The 17,266-nt window shown below is 61.8% G+C and carries 18 protein-coding genes; 15 read left to right on the forward strand and 3 right to left on the reverse strand.

Annotation, left to right across the window (positions count from 1 at the left end):
- Positions 1–49: 49 nt before the first annotated feature.
- Together UCMB321_RS04405 and UCMB321_RS04410 are read right to left on the reverse strand one after the other, a co-directional pair.
- Positions 50–391, reverse strand: coding sequence for a pentapeptide repeat-containing protein (locus tag UCMB321_RS04405; RefSeq protein WP_040064163.1), 342 nt, complete (start codon positions 389–391; stop codon positions 50–52).
- A 90-nt stretch (positions 392–481) separates the two neighbouring features.
- Entirely contained in the window at positions 482–2,035 is a 1,554-nt protein-coding gene (locus tag UCMB321_RS04410) for a bifunctional aminoglycoside phosphotransferase/ATP-binding protein (protein WP_040064164.1), read from the reverse strand.
- Between the two features lie 116 nt (positions 2,036–2,151).
- On the opposite strand from UCMB321_RS04410, the gene mrcB reads away from it, so the two are divergent.
- From mrcB to UCMB321_RS04425, 3 genes are read left to right on the forward strand one after another with little or no spacing between them, the layout of a single operon-like run.
- Entirely contained in the window at positions 2,152–4,482 is a 2,331-nt protein-coding gene (gene mrcB, locus UCMB321_RS04415; protein WP_040064165.1) for a penicillin-binding protein 1B, read from the forward strand.
- Positions 4,483–4,498: 16 nt separating this feature from the next.
- A complete protein-coding gene (locus UCMB321_RS04420; protein ID WP_040064167.1) occupies positions 4,499–5,311 on the forward strand; it encodes a tetratricopeptide repeat protein in 813 nt (270 codons plus the stop codon).
- Positions 5,311–5,640 (forward strand): YqcC family protein, encoded by a 330-nt coding sequence (locus UCMB321_RS04425; protein ID WP_040064169.1) that lies wholly within the window; start codon positions 5,311–5,313, stop codon positions 5,638–5,640. Before UCMB321_RS04420 ends, UCMB321_RS04425 begins: the two co-directional genes overlap by 1 nt.
- Before the next feature lie 38 nt (positions 5,641–5,678).
- On the opposite strand, the gene UCMB321_RS04430 is transcribed toward UCMB321_RS04425, so the two are convergent.
- On the reverse strand, positions 5,679–6,110 hold the full coding sequence (locus tag UCMB321_RS04430) for a DUF4124 domain-containing protein (protein ID WP_040064171.1): 432 nt from the start codon (positions 6,108–6,110) through the stop codon (positions 5,679–5,681).
- A 403-nt stretch (positions 6,111–6,513) separates the two neighbouring features.
- Between UCMB321_RS04430 and UCMB321_RS04435 the strand changes: the two genes are divergently transcribed.
- The 12 genes from UCMB321_RS04435 to msrQ all read left to right on the forward strand — a co-directional run bounded on the left by UCMB321_RS04435 (position 6,514) and on the right by msrQ (position 17,210).
- The gene (locus tag UCMB321_RS04435) at positions 6,514–8,238 is read left to right on the forward strand and encodes an acetolactate synthase 3 large subunit (RefSeq protein ID WP_040064198.1); all 1,725 of its coding nucleotides are present in this window, start codon (positions 6,514–6,516) and stop codon (positions 8,236–8,238) included.
- Position 8,239: 1 nt separating this feature from the next.
- Positions 8,240–8,731, forward strand: a complete 492-nt coding sequence (gene ilvN, locus UCMB321_RS04440) for an acetolactate synthase small subunit (protein WP_040064172.1) — start codon at positions 8,240–8,242, stop codon at positions 8,729–8,731.
- A gap of 49 nt (positions 8,732–8,780) precedes the next feature.
- The gene (gene ilvC, locus UCMB321_RS04445; RefSeq protein ID WP_040064174.1) at positions 8,781–9,797 is read left to right on the forward strand and encodes a ketol-acid reductoisomerase; all 1,017 of its coding nucleotides are present in this window, start codon (positions 8,781–8,783) and stop codon (positions 9,795–9,797) included.
- A 283-nt stretch (positions 9,798–10,080) separates the two neighbouring features.
- Entirely contained in the window at positions 10,081–10,656 is a 576-nt protein-coding gene (locus UCMB321_RS04450) for a YjfI family protein (RefSeq protein ID WP_422393941.1), read from the forward strand.
- 22 nt (positions 10,657–10,678) lie between these two features.
- Complete coding sequence (locus UCMB321_RS04455) at positions 10,679–11,383, forward strand: PspA/IM30 family protein (RefSeq protein ID WP_040064176.1); 705 nt, start codon at positions 10,679–10,681, stop codon at positions 11,381–11,383.
- 97 nt (positions 11,384–11,480) lie between these two features.
- Positions 11,481–12,140: a DUF2491 family protein gene (locus UCMB321_RS04460; RefSeq protein WP_040064178.1), complete on the forward strand. Its 660-nt coding sequence runs from the start codon at positions 11,481–11,483 to the stop codon at positions 12,138–12,140.
- A gap of 13 nt (positions 12,141–12,153) precedes the next feature.
- The gene (locus UCMB321_RS04465; protein ID WP_040064179.1) at positions 12,154–12,579 is read left to right on the forward strand and encodes a DUF350 domain-containing protein; all 426 of its coding nucleotides are present in this window, start codon (positions 12,154–12,156) and stop codon (positions 12,577–12,579) included.
- Positions 12,580–12,606: 27 nt separating this feature from the next.
- Positions 12,607–13,353: a DUF1190 domain-containing protein gene (locus UCMB321_RS04470; protein WP_040064181.1), complete on the forward strand. Its 747-nt coding sequence runs from the start codon at positions 12,607–12,609 to the stop codon at positions 13,351–13,353.
- A gap of 14 nt (positions 13,354–13,367) precedes the next feature.
- Positions 13,368–14,525 (forward strand): glutathionylspermidine synthase family protein, encoded by a 1,158-nt coding sequence (locus UCMB321_RS04475; protein WP_040064182.1) that lies wholly within the window; start codon positions 13,368–13,370, stop codon positions 14,523–14,525.
- A gap of 124 nt (positions 14,526–14,649) precedes the next feature.
- Positions 14,650–15,507, forward strand: coding sequence for a CDP-diacylglycerol--serine O-phosphatidyltransferase (gene pssA / locus UCMB321_RS04480; protein WP_040064183.1), 858 nt, complete (start codon positions 14,650–14,652; stop codon positions 15,505–15,507).
- Positions 15,508–15,570: 63 nt separating this feature from the next.
- Positions 15,571–16,584, forward strand: coding sequence for a protein-methionine-sulfoxide reductase catalytic subunit MsrP (gene msrP, locus UCMB321_RS04485; protein ID WP_040064185.1), 1,014 nt, complete (start codon positions 15,571–15,573; stop codon positions 16,582–16,584).
- The gene (msrQ, locus tag UCMB321_RS04490) at positions 16,584–17,210 is read left to right on the forward strand and encodes a protein-methionine-sulfoxide reductase heme-binding subunit MsrQ (protein ID WP_040064187.1); all 627 of its coding nucleotides are present in this window, start codon (positions 16,584–16,586) and stop codon (positions 17,208–17,210) included. The genes msrP and msrQ overlap by 1 nt, the downstream gene beginning before the upstream one ends.
- Positions 17,211–17,266 lie beyond the last annotated feature (56 nt).

Consider the following 17,266-nt stretch of genomic DNA (forward strand, 5'->3'; position numbering starts at 1 on the left):
TGAGTGAGCATAGGGACAGGCGGTGCAGTCCCCTGGAGAGTCGCGAGGACTAGACGCTGTAACGCAGTCGGGTACCGAACTGCATCGACATGAGGATCTCGGCGGGGCTCAGTTCCACCGGGAAGTAGGCGCCGGAAATCTGTGCATGGGCCACGCTGGCACCGATCAGGATGGATTTCTGGAAGTCCACGCCGCGCAGGTCGGCGGAGCGGAAATAGGCATCGGTGAAGTCGATCCCGTCGGCGTTCAGTTCACGCAGGTCCAGGCCGCGGAAGTCACCGCCACGCATATCGATCGGGCCGTCCTTGGGACGTGCCTTGTTGAAGCCTGCAATGTCATCCTTGTGCAGCAGGGCATACAAGGGCGAATCGAGCAGCTTGGGATGGCTCATGGGGCGTCTCCTGTTGGATTTATGGCGCCAGTATAATGCCACTATGTTTCAGCCGTGAAGCACTTGCGGCCCCACGGCTGAAATACTTTCCTACAGGCCTGGCAGGCGCTGGCGAATCTGCTCGATCAGGGCGTCGAGGCTCCCGCTTTCATGGGTTTCGACGCGCTTGGTGCGCAGGATTTCATCGGCGCCGAGGGCTTCGCGGCTGGCCTGTTGGGCGGCGATCACTTCCAGTGTGGCGTCGGACGGGTCGACGGCATCGGCCTGACGCTGTGCCAACCAGTTTTCGATCACGGCCTGCGGGGCGTTGCAGTCGAGGATCAGGCAAGGCGCGCCCGTGGCTTCGGCGACCTTGGCGGCGGCATCGCGTTGTTCGCGCTTGAGGTAGGTGGCATCGATCACCACCGGGAAGCCGGCACGCAGGACGCTGTCGGCGATTTCATGCAGGCGCTGATAGGTGCTGACGCTGGCGTCGCGGCTATAGATGCCGTCGCCGACCCCGTTCTCGACCTGCTGGTCGCCGAACAGGCGCTTGCGCTCCACATCCGAGCGCAGCCGCACGGCACCCAGTGCTTCCACCAGGCGCAGGGCGACATGGCTCTTGCCGACGGCGGAGACGCCGCTGGTGATCGCCAGGAAGCGCGAAGGAATGGTGCTGTAGCTTTCCGCCAGGTTGGCGTAGTTGCGGTACTGGCGCATGCTGCTGGCGCGTTGTACCGGGTCCTCGGCCGACATGCTGAACAGCGCGACCTTGGCGCGCACCAGGGCGCGGTAGGCCTTGTAGAAGTTCAGCAGGGCCAGGCCCTGGTAGTCGCCGGTCAGTTCCAGGTACTGGCTGATGAGGCGCCGGGCCAGGCTCTTGAGACCGCGGTCTTCCAGGTCCATCGCGAGGAAGCCGGTATCGGCATAGACGTCGGTGAAGCGGAAGGGTTCGTTGAACTCGATGCAGTCGAAGATCACTACCTTGCCGTCGATGACGGTGGCGTTGCCCAGGTGGATGTCACCGTGGCATTCACGGATGAAACCCTCGGCCTTGCGCTGGGCCAGCAGCGGCTTGAGGCGTTCGAAGCTGGTCTCGGCCCAGGCTTGCAGGGCGTCGAGTTGCAGCAGGTCGGCCTTTTCGCTGAGGAACGGGCGGATCTGTTCGAAGTTCTGGCGGACCGGGTCCATGACCGCTTCCGGGGTGCCCTGGTAGTGCGCCTTCGGCACTTCGGGGGCGCTCTGGTGGAAAGCCGCAATCTGTTGGGCCATGGCATCGATGTGCGCGGTGGTCAGTTCGCCGTTGGCCTGCAGGGTGCTCAGCAGCTGGCTCTGCGGGAACTGGCGCATTTTCAGCACGTATTCGATGGCCGGGCCGGTGCCGCCGAGTACGGGCGCCTCGGCGCTGCCGGTGATCGGCAGGACTTCCAGGTACAGATCGTCGGTCAGGCGCTGGTTCAGGCGCAGTTCTTCAGCGCAGAAGTGCGCGCGCGCGGACAGCTCGGTGAAGTCGAGGAAACCGAAATTGACCGGCTTCTTGATCTTGTAGGCATAGGAACCGGTGAGCAGGACCCAGGAAATATGGGTTTCGATAACCTGGAATCCGTCCACCGGATGGGGGTAGAGGGCCGGGTTTTGCAGGGCGGTAATCAGGGACTGGCTCACTGGCGATCCTTCAGAAGGCGGTAAATTCAAGTCGGTCATTATGGCTGCTGAAGGCGTTGGTGCAAACCGCCGGACGTGCATGTTGATCATCAATAAAGTGCGTATAATCCGCCGCCATGACTCGTACCCGATCCCCCCGTTCCCGTCCCAAATCCAAACCTTCCGCTGGTCGCCTGCGTCCCTGGCTTGGCTGGGTGATCAAGCTCAGCCTGGTCGGCCTCGTCGTGCTCGCCGGTTTTGCCGTCTACCTCGATGCGGTGGTGCAGGAGAAGTTCTCCGGCAAGCGCTGGACCATTCCGGCCAAGGTCTATGCCCGGCCGCTGGAGTTGTTCGTCGGCCAGAAGCTGAGCAAGGAAGACTTCCTCACCGAACTCGATGCCCTCGGCTATCGTCGCGAAGCCGTGGCCAACGGTCCGGGGGCGGCGCAGGTCAACGGCAATACCGTGGACCTGAACACCCGCGGCTTCCAGTTCTATGAAGGCATGGAGTCGGCCCAGCCGGTGCGCGTGCGCTTCTCCGGCGACTATGTGGCCGAGCTGTCCTCGCTCAACGGTGCGAAGCTGTCGGTGGTGCGCCTCGAGCCGCTGCTGATCGGCGGCCTGTACCCGAAGAACCTCGAAGACCGGATCCTGATCAAGATCGACCAGGTGCCGCCGTACCTGCTCGACACCCTGGTCGCGGTCGAGGACCGGGATTTCTATCATCACTTCGGCGTCTCGCCCAAGTCGATTGCCCGGGCCCTCTGGGTCAATACCTCGGCCGGCCAGATGCGCCAGGGCGGCAGTACCCTGACCCAGCAGTTGGTGAAGAACTTCTTCCTGACCAACGAACGCAGCCTGAGCCGCAAGCTCACCGAGGCCATGATGGCCTTGTTGCTGGAGCTGCATTACGACAAGAAAGAGATTCTCGAGGCTTACCTCAACGAGGTCTTTATCGGCCAGGACGGCCAGCGCGCGGTGCACGGCTTCGGCCTGGCCAGCCAGTTCTTCTTCAGCCAGCCGCTGGCGGAGCTGAAGTTGCATCAGGTGGCCTTGCTGGTGGGCATGGTCAAGGGCCCGTCCTACTACAACCCGCGGCGCTCCCCGGAGCGGGCGCTGGAACGACGTAACCTGGTCCTCGACCTGCTGGAGCAGCAGGGCGTGGCGACCGCCGAGCAAGTGGCGGCGGCGAAGAAAATGCCGTTGGGGGTGACCACCCGCGGCAGGTTGGCGGACAGCTCGTTCCCCGGTTTCCTCGACCTGGTCAAGCGGCAACTGCGTGAAGACTATCGCGACGAAGACTTGACCGAGGAGGGCTTGCGCATCTTCACCAGCTTCGACCCGATCCTGCAGATGAAGGCCGAGGCGTCGGTCAACGACACCTTCAAGCGTCTGGCCGGTCGCAAGGGCGGTGACGATGTCGAGGCGGCCATGGTGGTGACCAATCCGGAAACCGGTGAGGTCCAGGCCATGATCGGCAGTCGCCAGGCCAGCTTTGCCGGTTTCAACCGGGCGCTGGATGCGGTGCGCCCGGTGGGCTCGCTGATCAAGCCGGCGGTCTATCTGACGGCGCTGGAGAAGCCCAGCCAATACACCCTGACCAGTTGGCTGTCGGACGAATCCTTCTCGGTGAAAGGCGCCGACGGTCAGATCTGGAAACCGCAGAACTACGACCGGCGTTCCCACGGCACGATTTTCCTCTATCAGGGCCTGGCGCACTCCTACAACCTGTCGACCGCCCGACTGGGCCTGGAAGTCGGCGTGCCGAATGTCCTCAAGACCCTCGGGCGCCTGGGGATCACCCGCGAGTTCCCGGCCTTCCCTTCGATGTTGCTGGGGGCCGCGAGCATGACGCCGATGGAAATCGCGACCATGTACCAGACCTTGGCCAATGGCGGATTCAATACGCCGATGCGCGGTATTCGCAGCGTCCTGACGGCCGAGGGCCAGCCGCTCAAGCGTTATCCGTTCCAGGTCCAGCAGCGCTTCGATCCGGGGTCGATCTACCTGATCCAGGCCGCGATGCAGCGGGTGATGCGTGAGGGTACGGGGAGCGGGGTTTACAATGTACTGCCCAAGACCCTGACCCTGGCCGGCAAGACCGGTACCAGCAACGACTCGCGTGACAGCTGGTTCGCCGGTTTCGGCCAGGACCTGCTGGCGGTGGTCTGGCTCGGTCGCGACGACAACGGCAAGACGCCGTTCACCGGCGCCACCGGTGCCTTGCAGGTCTGGACCAGCTTCATGCGCAAGGCCGATCCGCTGCCATTGGACATGCCGCAACCGGATAACGTGGTCCAGGCCTGGGTCGATCCGCGCACCGGGCAAGGCTCCGATGGCAATTGCCCGGGGGCGGTGCAGATGCCGTATATTCGCGGCAGTGAACCGGTGCCCGGCGCGGCATGCGGTGGCGCTGCGCCTACGCCGGCCACGGAAGTGATGGATTGGGTCAAGGGCTGGTTGAATTGAGCGAAGAGGATTTGACGTGAACAAGTGGTGGATTCCAGCTTTTGCAGCGCTGACCGTGCTGGGCGGTTGTTCCAGCGTGCCGCGGGGTTCGATCCCGGTGGTCGACTCGGGGACGGCGGTCTCCAACAACGAGCGGATCTCGTCCTCGGGCGGTTTCCGCAAGACCATCGTCAAGGGCGCGGTGCCGAACCAGACCCAGGCGGTTCCCCAGGACTCCGGCGTAGTGGTGATGGTTCCGGGCGGTGGCGCGGCCACGTCGGCACCGATCAGCACCGAACCGTTCACACCGGGGCCGATTACCCCGGGCCCGGCGAACAACGCGCCGATCCAGACTGCGCCGATCGACTCGGGTGCCTATAACCAGGGCGCTTACAATCAGAGCACTTACAATCAGGGTGCCTACAACCCGGGCGCCAATCAGGGCACCTACAATGCGCCGAGCCCGGTGGCACCGAGCGGTATTCCGTCCAACAACAACAGCGGCGGCCTGTCCGCTGACGAGCAACTGGACGGACCGGTGCTGGCGCTGTTGACCACGGCCCAGCAGCAGCAATCCAGCGGCGACCTCAATGGTGCCTCGTCCAGCCTCGAGCGTGCCCAGCGCGTGGCACCGCGTGAGCCGCAAGTGCTCTATCGACTGGCCCAGGTGCGCATGGCCCAGGGCGATGCGCCGCAGGCCGAGCAACTGGCTCGGCGTGGCCTGAGCTTCGCCAGCGGACGCCCGGATCTGCAGGCCAACCTCTGGGGCATCATCGCCCAGGCGCGGGACAAGCAGGGTGACGCCGCGGGGGCTGCGCAGGCCCGGCAGAAGGCCCAGGGCGGTTACTGATGGATGCGCGTTTTCCGTTGATTGCCGAGCAACTGCTGCTGATCGAGCGGGAGTTGCGCGTCCAGGGTAGCTGGGATGAGGTGTCGCCCAGCGCCGAGGCCCTGGCCAGTGTCGAGCCGTTCAGCGTCGACACTCTGGAATTCGAACAGTGGCTGCAATGGATTTTCCTGCCGAGGATGAAGGTGATCCTCGAGCGGGATCTGCCGCTGCCCAATGCCTCCGGGATTCTGGCCATGGCGGAAATGGTCTATGCCCAGCGGCCCGGGCAGGGGCGGGGACTGCAGCGGTTGCTGGCGCAGTTTGACCGGTTGATTGCAGAGACGCGCTGATAGATGTGGGAACCGGCAAGCCGGCTCCCACAGTGTGCTTACGAGCAGTTTTCCTCGATGTTCTTGCGCGTCTCCTTCAGTCGCGCCTGGCGCTCCTCTTCGCTCAGGCGACGCTGTTCGCCATTGACCTCTTCGCGCACCCGCGCATTGTTTTCCAGTTGGGCCAGGTTGGTCCGCACCTTCTCGCAATACGCCTTGCGGGCGACTTCCTGATCGGCAATCTGTTTCTTGACCTTGGCATCCACGGCCTGCTGGTCACCCACCGGCGTGCTCGCTGGCACGGCCGGACGCGGTGGCGGCGCGGGCGCATTGCCGATCGCCGGCGTCACCACCGTGGCCGCTTGCCCGGCCGGCGGTTGCGCGTCGAAATGCGTCACGCCCTGGGCGTCGACCCATTTGTAGATCGGGCTGGCCTGGCATAGGGGGATCAAGGCGAATAACAGGCCCGTCATCAGAATGCTTCTACGCATCAGGTTTCCTTGTCAGACAATGCGATAAGCAACGTAGCACATTCCCCTGGGAAAGGTTTTCTTCTGCGTTGTCATGCGCTTAGTTCGAAGAAAGCTCACAAGATGACTTGACTTAGGCGGGGCGAATCAGAACAATCCAAAGTCCGCTGTAGAGGGGCTGCCAGAAGCAGGCCCACTCGGCAGATCATGAGGCGCACATCCGCGCCGACCTGTTACACCCGCAACGCGTTACCTCGCGCTGGGTGGGAAACCCCCGCAACACTTGGGGCACTCCCAATACTTGCTCAGTCAGTGCTGACGTAGTCGGCGACCACCGTCGCTCATGCTCTGTCGAGAAGTAAACCTATTAAGACCCGTCTCCAGTGTCTGTGGACGGTATTCTGGCGTTTTAGAGGTGAACAACGTGGAGCTTTTATCTGGCGGTGAGATGCTCGTCCGCTTCTTGCGTGACGAAGGCGTCAAATATATCTACGGGTACCCGGGTGGTGCTCTTCTTCATGTCTACGATGCCCTGTTCAAAGAACCGGAAGTGACCCACATCCTGGTTCGCCACGAGCAGGCCGCGACCCATATGGCCGACGGCTACGCCCGTGCTACCGGTAAAGCCGGCGTGGTCCTGGTGACCTCGGGCCCAGGCGCCACCAACGCAATCACCGGTATCGCCACGGCCTACATGGACTCCATTCCGATGGTGATCATCTCCGGTCAGGTGCCGAGCACCCTGGTCGGTACCGATGCGTTCCAGGAGACCGACATGATCGGTATCTCCCGGCCGATCGTGAAGCACAGCTTCATGATCAAGCACGCCTCGGAAATCCCGGAAGTCATGAAGAAGGCGTTCTACCTGGCGCAATCCGGTCGTCCTGGTCCTGTCGTTGTCGATATCCCGAAAGACATGACCAACCCGGCCGAGAAGTTCGAATACATCTTCCCGAAAAAAGCCAAGCTGCGTTCCTACAGCCCGGCGGTACGGGGGCACTCCGGGCAGATTCGCAAGGCGGCCGAAATGCTCCTGGCGGCCAAGCGTCCGGTGCTCTACTCGGGCGGCGGGGTGATCCTCGGCGGCGGTTCCGCGCCGCTGACGGAACTGGCGAAAATGCTCAACCTGCCGGTGACCAACACCCTGATGGGCCTCGGTGCCTTCCCGGGCACCGACCGGCAGTTCGTCGGCATGCTCGGCATGCACGGCAGCTACACCGCCAACCTGACCATGCACCATGCCGATGTGATCCTGGCCGTGGGCGCGCGCTTCGATGACCGGGTAATCAACGGCGCCTCGAAGTTCTGCCCGAACGCCAAGATCATCCACATCGACATCGACCCGGCGTCGATCTCCAAGACCATCAAGGCAGACGTGCCGATCGTTGGGCCGGTGGAGAGCGTGCTGACCGAGATGGTCGCGGCCCTGAAGGAAATCGGCGAGACGCCGAACAAGGAGTCGGTGGCCAGCTGGTGGAAGCAGATCGACGAATGGCGCGGTGATCGCGGCCTGTTCCCTTATGACAAGGGCGACGGCAGCATCATCAAGCCGCAGACCGTGATCGAGACCCTGTGCGAAGTGACCAAGGGCGATGCCTACATCACCTCCGACGTGGGCCAGCACCAGATGTTCGCGGCGCAGTACTACAAGTTCAACAAGCCCAACCGTTGGATCAACTCCGGCGGCCTGGGCACCATGGGCTTCGGTTTCCCCGCGGCCATGGGTGTGAAACTGAGCTTCCCGGATGCCGACGTCGCTTGCGTCACCGGCGAGGGCAGCATCCAGATGAACATCCAGGAGTTGTCGACGTGCCTGCAGTACGGCCTGCCGGTGAAGATCGTCAGCCTGAACAACGGCGTGCTCGGCATGGTTCGCCAGTGGCAGGACATGAGCTACGGCAGTCGTCACTCGCACTCGTACATGGAATCGCTGCCTGACTTCGTCAAGCTGGTCGAGGCCTATGGTCACGTCGGCATCCGTATCACGGATCTGAAAGACCTGAAGCCGAAGATGGAAGAAGCGTTCGCCATGAAGGATCGCCTGGTGTTCCTCGATATCCAGGTCGACACCAGCGAGCACGTCTACCCGATGCAGATCAAAGACGGCTCCATGCGCGATATGTGGCTGAGCAAGACGGAGCGTACCTAACATGCGGCACATCATTTCCCTGCTTCTGGAAAACGAACCTGGCGCTCTGTCCCGTGTGGTTGGCCTGTTTTCGCAGCGCAACTACAACATCGAAAGCCTGACCGTGGCCCCGACCGAGGACCCGACCCTGTCGCGTCTGACGCTGACCACCGTGGGGCATGACGAGATCATCGAGCAGATCACCAAGAACCTGAACAAGCTGGTCGAAGTGGTCAAGCTGGTGGACCTGTCGGAAAGCGCTCACATCGAGCGCGAGCTGATGCTGGTCAAGGTCAAGGCCACCGGCGCCCAGCGTGCCGAGATCAAACGCACCACCGATATCTATCGCGGGCAGATCGTCGATGTCAGCGCCAGCGTTTATACCGTGCAATTGACCGGTACGAGCGACAAACTGGACAGCTTCATCCAGTCGATCGGGACGGCCTCGATTCTGGAAACCGTACGCAGCGGCGTCACCGGGATTGCCCGTGGCGACAAAGTACTGAGCATCTAATCTTAATTTAGCGAATGGCCTGAACGGCCTGGATATAAAGGGGAATTTCATGAAAGTTTTCTACGATAAAGACTGTGACCTGTCGATCATCCAGGGCAAGAAAGTCGCCATCATCGGCTACGGCTCCCAGGGCCACGCGCAAGCTTGCAACCTGAAGGACTCCGGCGTTGACGTGACTGTCGGCCTGCGTAAAGGTTCGTCCACTGTCGCCAAGGCTGAAGCCCATGGCCTGAAAGTGACCGACGTGGCCAGCGCCGTTGCTGCTGCCGACCTGGTCATGATCCTGACCCCGGACGAGTTCCAGTCCCAGCTGTACAAGAACGAAATCGAGCCGAACATCAAGAAAGGCGCCACCCTGGCCTTCTCCCACGGCTTCGCGATCCACTACAACCAGGTTGTGCCGCGCGCCGACCTCGACGTGATCATGATCGCGCCGAAGGCTCCAGGCCACACCGTGCGTTCCGAGTTCGTCAAGGGCGGCGGTATCCCTGACCTGATCGCGATCTACCAGGACGCCTCGGGCAACGCCAAGAACGTTGCACTGTCCTACGCTGCAGGCGTTGGCGGTGGTCGTACCGGTATCATCGAAACCACCTTCAAGGACGAGACCGAAACCGACCTGTTCGGCGAACAGGCCGTTCTGTGCGGCGGTACCGTCGAGCTGGTCAAGGCCGGTTTCGAAACCCTGGTTGAAGCCGGCTACGCGCCGGAAATGGCCTACTTCGAATGCCTGCACGAACTGAAGCTGATCGTTGACCTCATGTACGAAGGCGGTATCGCCAACATGAACTACTCGATCTCCAACAACGCCGAATACGGCGAGTACGTGACCGGCCCTGAAGTCATCAACGCCGAATCCCGCCAGGCCATGCGCAACGCTCTGAAGCGCATCCAGGACGGCGAATACGCGAAGATGTTCATCAGCGAAGGCGCTACCGGCTACCCATCGATGACCGCCAAGCGTCGTAACAACGCCGCTCACGGCATCGAGATCATCGGCGAGCAACTGCGCTCGATGATGCCGTGGATCGGTGCGAACAAGATCGTCGACAAAGCCAAGAACTGAGTTGACGTTCAACCCGTGCTCAACCCCAGGGGTTGAGCGCGGGAAGAGCTTGCACACACAAACGCCCCGACTTGTCGGGGCGTTTTGTTTTGTAACATAAAGCCTTTGTGTCGGACGTTGAACAATTCAGGCAAAGGCCGTAATTTGCTTACATGTAAGATTTTTCGGAAGATCGATGCCCCGTAGAAAAGCACCGGATGACCAGGCCTTGCCGGGCGACAAGCCGACTGACACATCGTCATTGCCTTCCAAGGCCAAGACGACGGCTGACTATGTTCGCGACATGCGTACGCGCTTGCGCGAAGCGGGCCTGGTGAAACGGGAGTTCTGGATTCTCCCCGAGAATGCGGCGGCCCTGCGGGGTATCGAAAAGGCGTTACGCCAACCCTTCCTGGGTGAACGGATCAAACTGGAGGCATTCATGACTGAGAACATCAACTGGACGATCAACTCGCTGCACAAGGCGCTGGCGGAGCTGGAGGTCGTGACCCATGGCGAAATTGCCCTGACCCTCGCCGAGAATGCAGAGCAGAGCCTCAAACTGACCATGACCGAGTTCGGCGACCTGCCGCTCTACCTCGCGGTGTCCGGCGACCAGATCCTGGTGGACGCGACCCTGGTGGAGGTCAGCCGGGTCAAGGATCCGACCGTCTTCAACAGCCTGGTGCTGCGCAGTCGCGACCTGTTCCCGCTGTCCTCCGTGGGCATCGAGCGGGTCGGCGACGGCACCGAGGTCTACTGCATGTTCGGCGCGCTGAGCGCGGCTTCCACGATCACCGTGATCGTCCAGGAGATCTACACCCTGGCGGAGAACGTGATCCGTGCGGTGGAAGCCTTTGAAGACCACATCCACGTTTAATGAAGTCCCCAAGGAGTTTTCGATGAGTATCTGGAAGAAAGTCATGACCGCCATTCGCGGCGGTGTTTCCGAGGTGGGCGAGAGCATCGTCGACGCCAACGCCATTCGCATCCTCGAGCAGGAACAGCGCGACGCCGAGAATGCCGTGGCCAAGGCCAAGAACGGCCTGGTGGACATCAAGGCCCGGCACAAACTGTCGCAACAGCGCCTCGACGGCCTGAACAACGACATCACCAACTGGGAAGGCAAGGCCATGGCCGCGCTGGACAAGGGCCAGGAAGGCCTGGCTGGCGAGTGCGCCAACAAGGTGGCCGAGATCGAGGCCCAGCGCGACCAGGAGAAAATCCTGGCCGATCAGTTCGGTGCCCAGGTGCAGATGCTGCAAGCCCAGTTGAGCAAGGCGGAAAGCCAGATCAAGGGGTTGAAGCAGCAGGTCGAGATGGCCAAGGCCCGCGAGACGGTGCAGCAGGCACGCGTTGCCACTGCGGCAGCCACCGGCGGGGCGAACGGCAAGCTGGAAACGGCGGTCGGTTCGCTGGCGCGGATCAAGCAGCGCCAGGACGAGCGGGATGCCAAGCTGGATGCCGCGCAGGAAGTGGCCGACGGGGCCAATGGCGGCGATCTGGAACGCCGTCTGCAGGAGGCCGGCATCGGGGCCAAGTCGGGCAGTGGCAGTGATGTGTTGGCGCGGTTGAAGGCCCGGCAGAATCCTGGCTCGGGCCAGTAAGCAACGGTCACAGGGCAAGTGCGTGAGCGCCTTGCCCTTTTTGCCGTCTGGAAAACCGGCGGGATAGCCGGTTGTCGCGACAGGAAGGAGAGGCACGATGAGTTGGATCAAGCGCGTCATGGGGTTCGAGGCGCCGAAGCCTGCCGCGGACGCGAACCCGGTAGCACGGGGCAATCCCTTGGGGCTGGCCTCGGGGCGGATGCTCTGCCTGGACCGTTCCTTGAAACTGTTGCTCGAGGGGCAGTCCCATGTGGTGGTGCCTGATGACGAGAAGGTCTGGGCGGTGGGTGACATCGATCTCGGGCAGTCGATGCGCCTGCAACGGTTTTACCTCGACAACGAAGATTACTTCCTGCAAATGGTCATGAACGGGCCTGCAGCCGAGGACATTCAGGACATCATCCTGTTCGGCTATCACGACGTCACCACGATCAACAGCAAGGAACAATTGCTGAGCCTGACCGGTCCCAACGCGAAGATCGGCATGCCGGTCTACGAGCTCGAGGGCGAGGAGTATGGGCGGCAATGGGGGAGCGAAGACGGGCAGACCGAACTCACGCCCCTGCAGGAGTTCGTCAGGAGTCCGGACGCTGCCTACTCGATCAAGCACCTGAGCATGCTTTATGCGCGGGAGATCGGCCTGCTCAATCGCCGGGAGTTCCTGCTGTTTTCGGTCGAGGAAGACGAGGAGGGGGTGATCACCCTGTCCACCGCTGTTGGCGTGACGCTGCAAATCACCGATATCGAAGTTCTCTGACAAGGAAATCATCATGCTCGATGCGCTGCGCATCTCGCTCAACGCCACCGCGGTATTCGGCTTCATCATCTATATGGCGGTGGCAGCTGTTCTGTTCGTGCTCTTTCAGTTCATCTACACCTGCCTGACACCCCACAAGGAATTCACCCTGATCCGCGAGGGCAATAGCGCCGCCGCGGTCGCGCTGGGTGGTTCGTTGGTGGGGTTTGCCCTGCCGGCCAGCAATATCATCGCCAACAGTATCAGTGTCGTGGACGTCGTCGTCTGGGTGCTGATCGCGGCCGTGGTGCAGTTGCTGGCGTTTGCCGTGACCAGCCTGGTGCTCAAGGGGTTGTCCGCGCGTATCGTGCGTGGCGAGATGGCGGCGGCGATCTATTCGGCGGCGGTGGCCATCAGCGTCGGCTTGCTGAATTCGGCCTGCATGACACCATCGGCCTGAGCCCAGGGCAAGGATAAGGATCATTCGATGAGAACCCGTAGCTGCGTAACACTGGTGCTGGCTGGCACCCTGCCGTTGGCGCTTTCCGCCTGCGGTGCATCCCAGGACAGTGTTGAGGTGACTTCGAAGAGCAACTTCAAGTCGGTCGAGGAATGTGTGGGGGCGAAAGTGCCGGTGGAGGTCTGCTCCGACGCCTTCATGCAGGCGCTGGCCGATCACCGGCGTATCGCGCCGACCTATGACGACCAGGCTTCCTGTGACAGCGATTTCGTCCCCGGTTATTGCCAGGTCACCCCGGACGGCAAGTACATGCCGAAGATGGGCGGCTTCGAACTGGCGATGTCCGGTGAGGTTCCACGCAAGGACCTCGAACAGGCCCAGCAACAAGCGGCCACACAGTCGGGCGGCAACTCCGGTGGTGGAGGCAATGGCGGGCTGCTGACCGGGCTGTTGCTCGGCAATCTGCTCAGCAACAGCGGTGGGGGCGGGCGCTACTATTCACAGCCGATCTATGACAGCCGCGATGACCGCGGTTCCTATACCAGTTCGACGCTGTCCCGGCAGATCGAGCAGGGCAAGTCGTTCAGTCGTTCGACCCAGGCCCGCAGCAGTTCCACCAACACCTACACCCCGACTACCCTCGGCAAGAGCCTGGGCAGCGGTTCCGGCTCGGTTTCCTCGACGGTCTCGCGTGGCGGATTCGGCAGCCAGGCCACCGCGCGCAGCGGCTGGGGCGGCAAGAGCAGCAGCAGCTTCTTCAGTTCCGGCGGTTGAGGAGAGCAGCCAGGGTGAAAAAGATCGGTATCGAAGAACGCCCGCACTGGCGCGAAAGCGTCGAACGTGAAGGTTTCGGTTTCCACACCATCGGTGGCGAGCGCTATTGGGATGAACGCGGTTATTACCTGTTCACCGAGGAGCAGATCACCCGGGACCTTGAAGCACCGACCAAGGCGCTTCACGACCTGTGCCTGGATGTGGTCGGGCGCGTGGTGGACAGCGAAGAGCTATTGACAGGGCTGGCCATACCGCCGGCGTTTTTCGATCTGGTCCGTGATTCCTGGAAGCAAGGGCATCCGCATTTGTATGGCCGCTTCGACCTGGCGTATGACGGCAGTGGCCCGGCCAAGTGCCTGGAGGCCAACTACGACACCCCCACCAGCCTGCTCGAAGCCGGTGCCGTGCAGTTGCTCTGGCTTGAGGAGCAGATTGCCCGGGGTGTGCTGCCGGCGCATGCCAACCAGTTCAACACCCTGGCCGAAGATCTGGTCAGGGCCTTCGCGGCGTTTCCACCGGGTGGGGCGTTCTACTTCTCGGCCATGTCGGGTTCGGAAGAGGACCGGGGGACGACGGACTTCCTGCGCAAGATGGCGGCGCATGCGGGTATCGAGGCGCGCCATATCGATATCGAAGACATCGGCCTCACGGCGCAGGGTCGCTTTGTCGACCTGGACGGGCAATGGATCGAGCGGCTGTTCAAGCTGCATGCCTGGGAGCATATCTTCCACGAGGCGTTCGGCCGGGCGGTGCCGGGCTGCGACACCCAGTTTATTGAACCGGCCTGGAAATCCATTGTCAGCAACAAGGGCATATTGCCGTTGCTGTGGAAATTCCATGAAGGGCACCCCAACCTGCTACCCGCCTATGTCGACCAGAACCCGCAGCACCCCGTGCCCAAGGGCTGGGTGCGCAAACCGTTCTTTTCCCGTGAGGGGGCGAACATCGAGATCCGTACCGGCGACGATCGGGTGGTGGCCGAGGACGGGCCTTACACCGATGCGCCCTATATCCTGCAGGCGTTTTCCCCGCTGCCGAAGTTCGGCGACAGTTACACCGTGATCGGCTCCTGGGTGGTGGGGGATGTGGCGTCGGGGATCGGCATTCGTGAAGACGATAGCCTGATCACCAAGGACAGCAGTCGATTCCTGCCGCATGTGGTCCTGGATTGATTGACCTGGCTCCTGGGTTTTTCCGCAGGCAGGGACGCTTCTGGTATAAAGCGGGATCGTTTTGCGCTCCCACAGCGGTCGCCGAGTGCTGTTGAAATCATTCATTTAGCTGCAAGGTAATGTCATGACTGAACGTCCCGAAGAGCCTGGTCAGGTCTCCGACGCCGAAAGCCTGCTGCCCATCGACGAACATGTCGAGGAAGGGCATGACGCCAATGGCCAGAAAGTCCGCCATCGCGGTATCTATCTGTTGCCGAACCTGTTCACCACCGCCAACCTGTTCGCCGGTTTCTACGCCATCATCAGTGCGATGAGCGCGCAGAACGCTGCCAGTGCCGGGGACCCTGCGGGGGCGAGCAAGTATTTCGCGTTTTCCGCCATCGCGATCTTCGTCGCCATGGTGCTCGACGGCCTCGACGGTCGCGTGGCGCGCATGACCAATACCCAGAGTGCCTTCGGTGCCGAGTATGACTCGCTGTCCGACATGGTGGCCTTCGGTGTTGCCCCGGCACTGCTGGCATTCGGCTGGGCGCTGGGCGACATGGGCAAGGTCGGCTGGATGGTGGCTTTCATCTATGTGGCTGGCGCGGCATTGCGTCTGGCGCGCTTCAATACCCAGGTCGGCACCGCCGACAAACGCTACTTCATCGGCCTGGCCAGCCCGGCGGCGGCCGGCGTGGTGGCGGGTACTGTCTGGGCGTTCAGCGACTACGGAATCCAGGGGTCGAAGATGTCGTTCCTGGTGGCCCTGCTGGTAGCGGCGGCCGGGATGCTGATGGTCAGCAACATCAAGTACAACAGCTTCAAGGAGCTGGATCTCAAGGGGCGCGTGCCGTTTGTGGCGATTCTCGCCGTGGTGCTGGTGTTCGCCGTGGTGTTCAGCGATCCGCCGCGCATCCTGCTGCTGATTTTCCTCGCCTATGCGGCCTCTGGCCCCATCCAGTACCTGTTGCGTCTGCGTCGGCACAAAGCCGGCGAGTGATGTAATTTCCCGCAGACTCCGTAGTCTATTGGTGCATCTGTCCTCCAATGCTACGGAGTTGCCATGTTCATCAAGTTTCCCAAGCGATCCGATTGCAAAGAATCGGACGTCACGCCTGAATCCCTCTATCTCTCCCGTCGCACTTTGCTCGGTGCCTCCGTCGCCGGTTTGGCTCTCGGCAGCTTGCCGCGTTGGGCCAGTGCCGCCGAGGCGGCGCGGTATGCCGATGTGGAGGCGGGGAATGCGCCCTCGTGGTTTGCCGGGAAACTGCCCGGGACCCAATGGGGTGCGGTGACGGTCAAGGGGGAGGCGATTACGCCGTACAAGGATGCGACCCACTACAACAACTTCTATGAGTTCGGCACCGACAAGGGGGATCCGGCGCAGAACGCCGGTTCGCTGAAGACCGAACCCTGGTCGGTGGTGGTGGACGGTGAGGTCGGTAAGCCGGGGCGGTATGCCCTGGAGGACTTCATGAAACCTTATCAGTTGGAGGAGCGGATCTATCGCCTGCGCTGTGTCGAGGCCTGGTCCATGGTGATCCCCTGGATCGGCTTTCCCGTCTCGGCGTTGCTCAAGCAGGTCGAGCCGACGTCGAAGGCCAAGTACATTCGTTTCGAAACCCTGCAGGATCCCAAGAGCATGCCGGGCCAGCGTTCCGGTTTCGCCCTGATCGACTGGCCTTATGTGGAAGGGCTGCGTCTGGACGAGGCAATGAATCCCTTGGCGATTCTGGCGGTGGGCATGTATGGGCGAGAGCTGCCCAATCAGAACGGTGCGCCGTTGCGTCTGGTAGTGCCCTGGAAGTACGGGTTCAAGAGCGTGAAGTCGATTGTGCGTATCAGCCTGGTGGAGGAGCAGCCCAAGACCACCTGGCAAAGCATTGCCGCGGATGAGTATGGCTTCTATGCCAATGTGAATCCTACCGTCGACCATCCGCGCTGGACCCAGGCACGGGAGCGGCGCTTGCCCAGTGGTCTGTTCAGTCCCAATGTGCGCGAGACGCAGATGTTCAACGGCTACTCGGATGAGGTCGCCTCTTTATATACCGGTCTCGATCTGCGGAAGAACTACTGATGCGATATTCGTTCTGGCGCGTGGGTGTCTTTATTGCCGCGGCGATCTGGCCGTTGCTCTGGTTGTATCAGGCCTGGAGCTTTGCCCTGGGACCTGATCCGGGAAAGGTCCTGGTTGATCGGCTGGGTTTGGGGACGCTGGTCCTGTTGTTGGTGACCTTGAGCATGACGCCGCTGCAGAAGCTCACTGGCTGGCCGGGCTGGATCGCGGTGCGGCGTCAATTGGGCTTGTGGTGTTTTGCCTATGTGCTTCTGCACTTGGCGGCTTATTTGGTGTTTGTGCTCGGGTTGGACTGGTCGCAATTGGCGGTCGAGTTGCGCAAGCGGCCCTACATCATTGTCGGTGCGCTGGGGTTCCTCTGTTTGTTGGCGCTTTCCGTGACGTCGAACCGTTACAGTCAGCGTCGCCTGGGTACGCGCTGGAAGAAGTTACACCGCCTGGTTTATGTGATCCTGGGGTTGGGGCTGCTGCATATGTTGTGGATCGTGCGGGCCGATCTGAAGGAGTGGACGGTATATGCCTCTATCGGTGCGCTGCTTATTGCGTTGCGTATCCCTGTGGTGACACGTCGAATTCCCCGTCTTGTATCAAGGAAACCGATCTCCCCGGCAACGCGGTCCCTGTAGGAGCTGGCTTGCCAGCGATGAGGCCCTTGAGCCATGCGTCGTTTGTGCGGACGCCA

It is taken from the genome of Pseudomonas batumici (genome assembly GCF_000820515.1).
In the GTDB taxonomy this organism is placed as follows: Bacteria; Pseudomonadota; Gammaproteobacteria; order Pseudomonadales; family Pseudomonadaceae; genus Aquipseudomonas; species Aquipseudomonas batumici.

What these genes read in the sequence shown, in the direction of transcription:
- UCMB321_RS04405 (WP_040064163.1), bottom strand. Translation starts at nt 391, where the DNA reads ATGAGCCATCCCAAGCTGCTCGATTCGCCCTTGTATGCCCTGCTGCAC.
- mrcB (WP_040064165.1), top strand. Translation starts at nt 2,152, where the DNA reads ATGACTCGTACCCGATCCCCCCGTTCCCGTCCCAAATCCAAACCTTCC.
- UCMB321_RS04425 (WP_040064169.1), top strand. Translation starts at nt 5,311, where the DNA reads ATGGATGCGCGTTTTCCGTTGATTGCCGAGCAACTGCTGCTGATCGAG.
- UCMB321_RS04430 (WP_040064171.1), bottom strand. Translation starts at nt 6,110, where the DNA reads ATGCGTAGAAGCATTCTGATGACGGGCCTGTTATTCGCCTTGATCCCC.
- ilvN (WP_040064172.1), top strand. Translation starts at nt 8,240, where the DNA reads ATGCGGCACATCATTTCCCTGCTTCTGGAAAACGAACCTGGCGCTCTG.
- ilvC (WP_040064174.1), top strand. Translation starts at nt 8,781, where the DNA reads ATGAAAGTTTTCTACGATAAAGACTGTGACCTGTCGATCATCCAGGGC.
- UCMB321_RS04450 (WP_422393941.1), top strand. Translation starts at nt 10,081, where the DNA reads ATGCGTACGCGCTTGCGCGAAGCGGGCCTGGTGAAACGGGAGTTCTGG.
- UCMB321_RS04455 (WP_040064176.1), top strand. Translation starts at nt 10,679, where the DNA reads ATGAGTATCTGGAAGAAAGTCATGACCGCCATTCGCGGCGGTGTTTCC.
- UCMB321_RS04460 (WP_040064178.1), top strand. Translation starts at nt 11,481, where the DNA reads ATGAGTTGGATCAAGCGCGTCATGGGGTTCGAGGCGCCGAAGCCTGCC.
- UCMB321_RS04465 (WP_040064179.1), top strand. Translation starts at nt 12,154, where the DNA reads ATGCTCGATGCGCTGCGCATCTCGCTCAACGCCACCGCGGTATTCGGC.
- UCMB321_RS04470 (WP_040064181.1), top strand. Translation starts at nt 12,607, where the DNA reads ATGAGAACCCGTAGCTGCGTAACACTGGTGCTGGCTGGCACCCTGCCG.
- pssA (WP_040064183.1), top strand. Translation starts at nt 14,650, where the DNA reads ATGACTGAACGTCCCGAAGAGCCTGGTCAGGTCTCCGACGCCGAAAGC.
- msrP (WP_040064185.1), top strand. Translation starts at nt 15,571, where the DNA reads ATGTTCATCAAGTTTCCCAAGCGATCCGATTGCAAAGAATCGGACGTC.
- msrQ (WP_040064187.1), top strand. Translation starts at nt 16,584, where the DNA reads ATGCGATATTCGTTCTGGCGCGTGGGTGTCTTTATTGCCGCGGCGATC.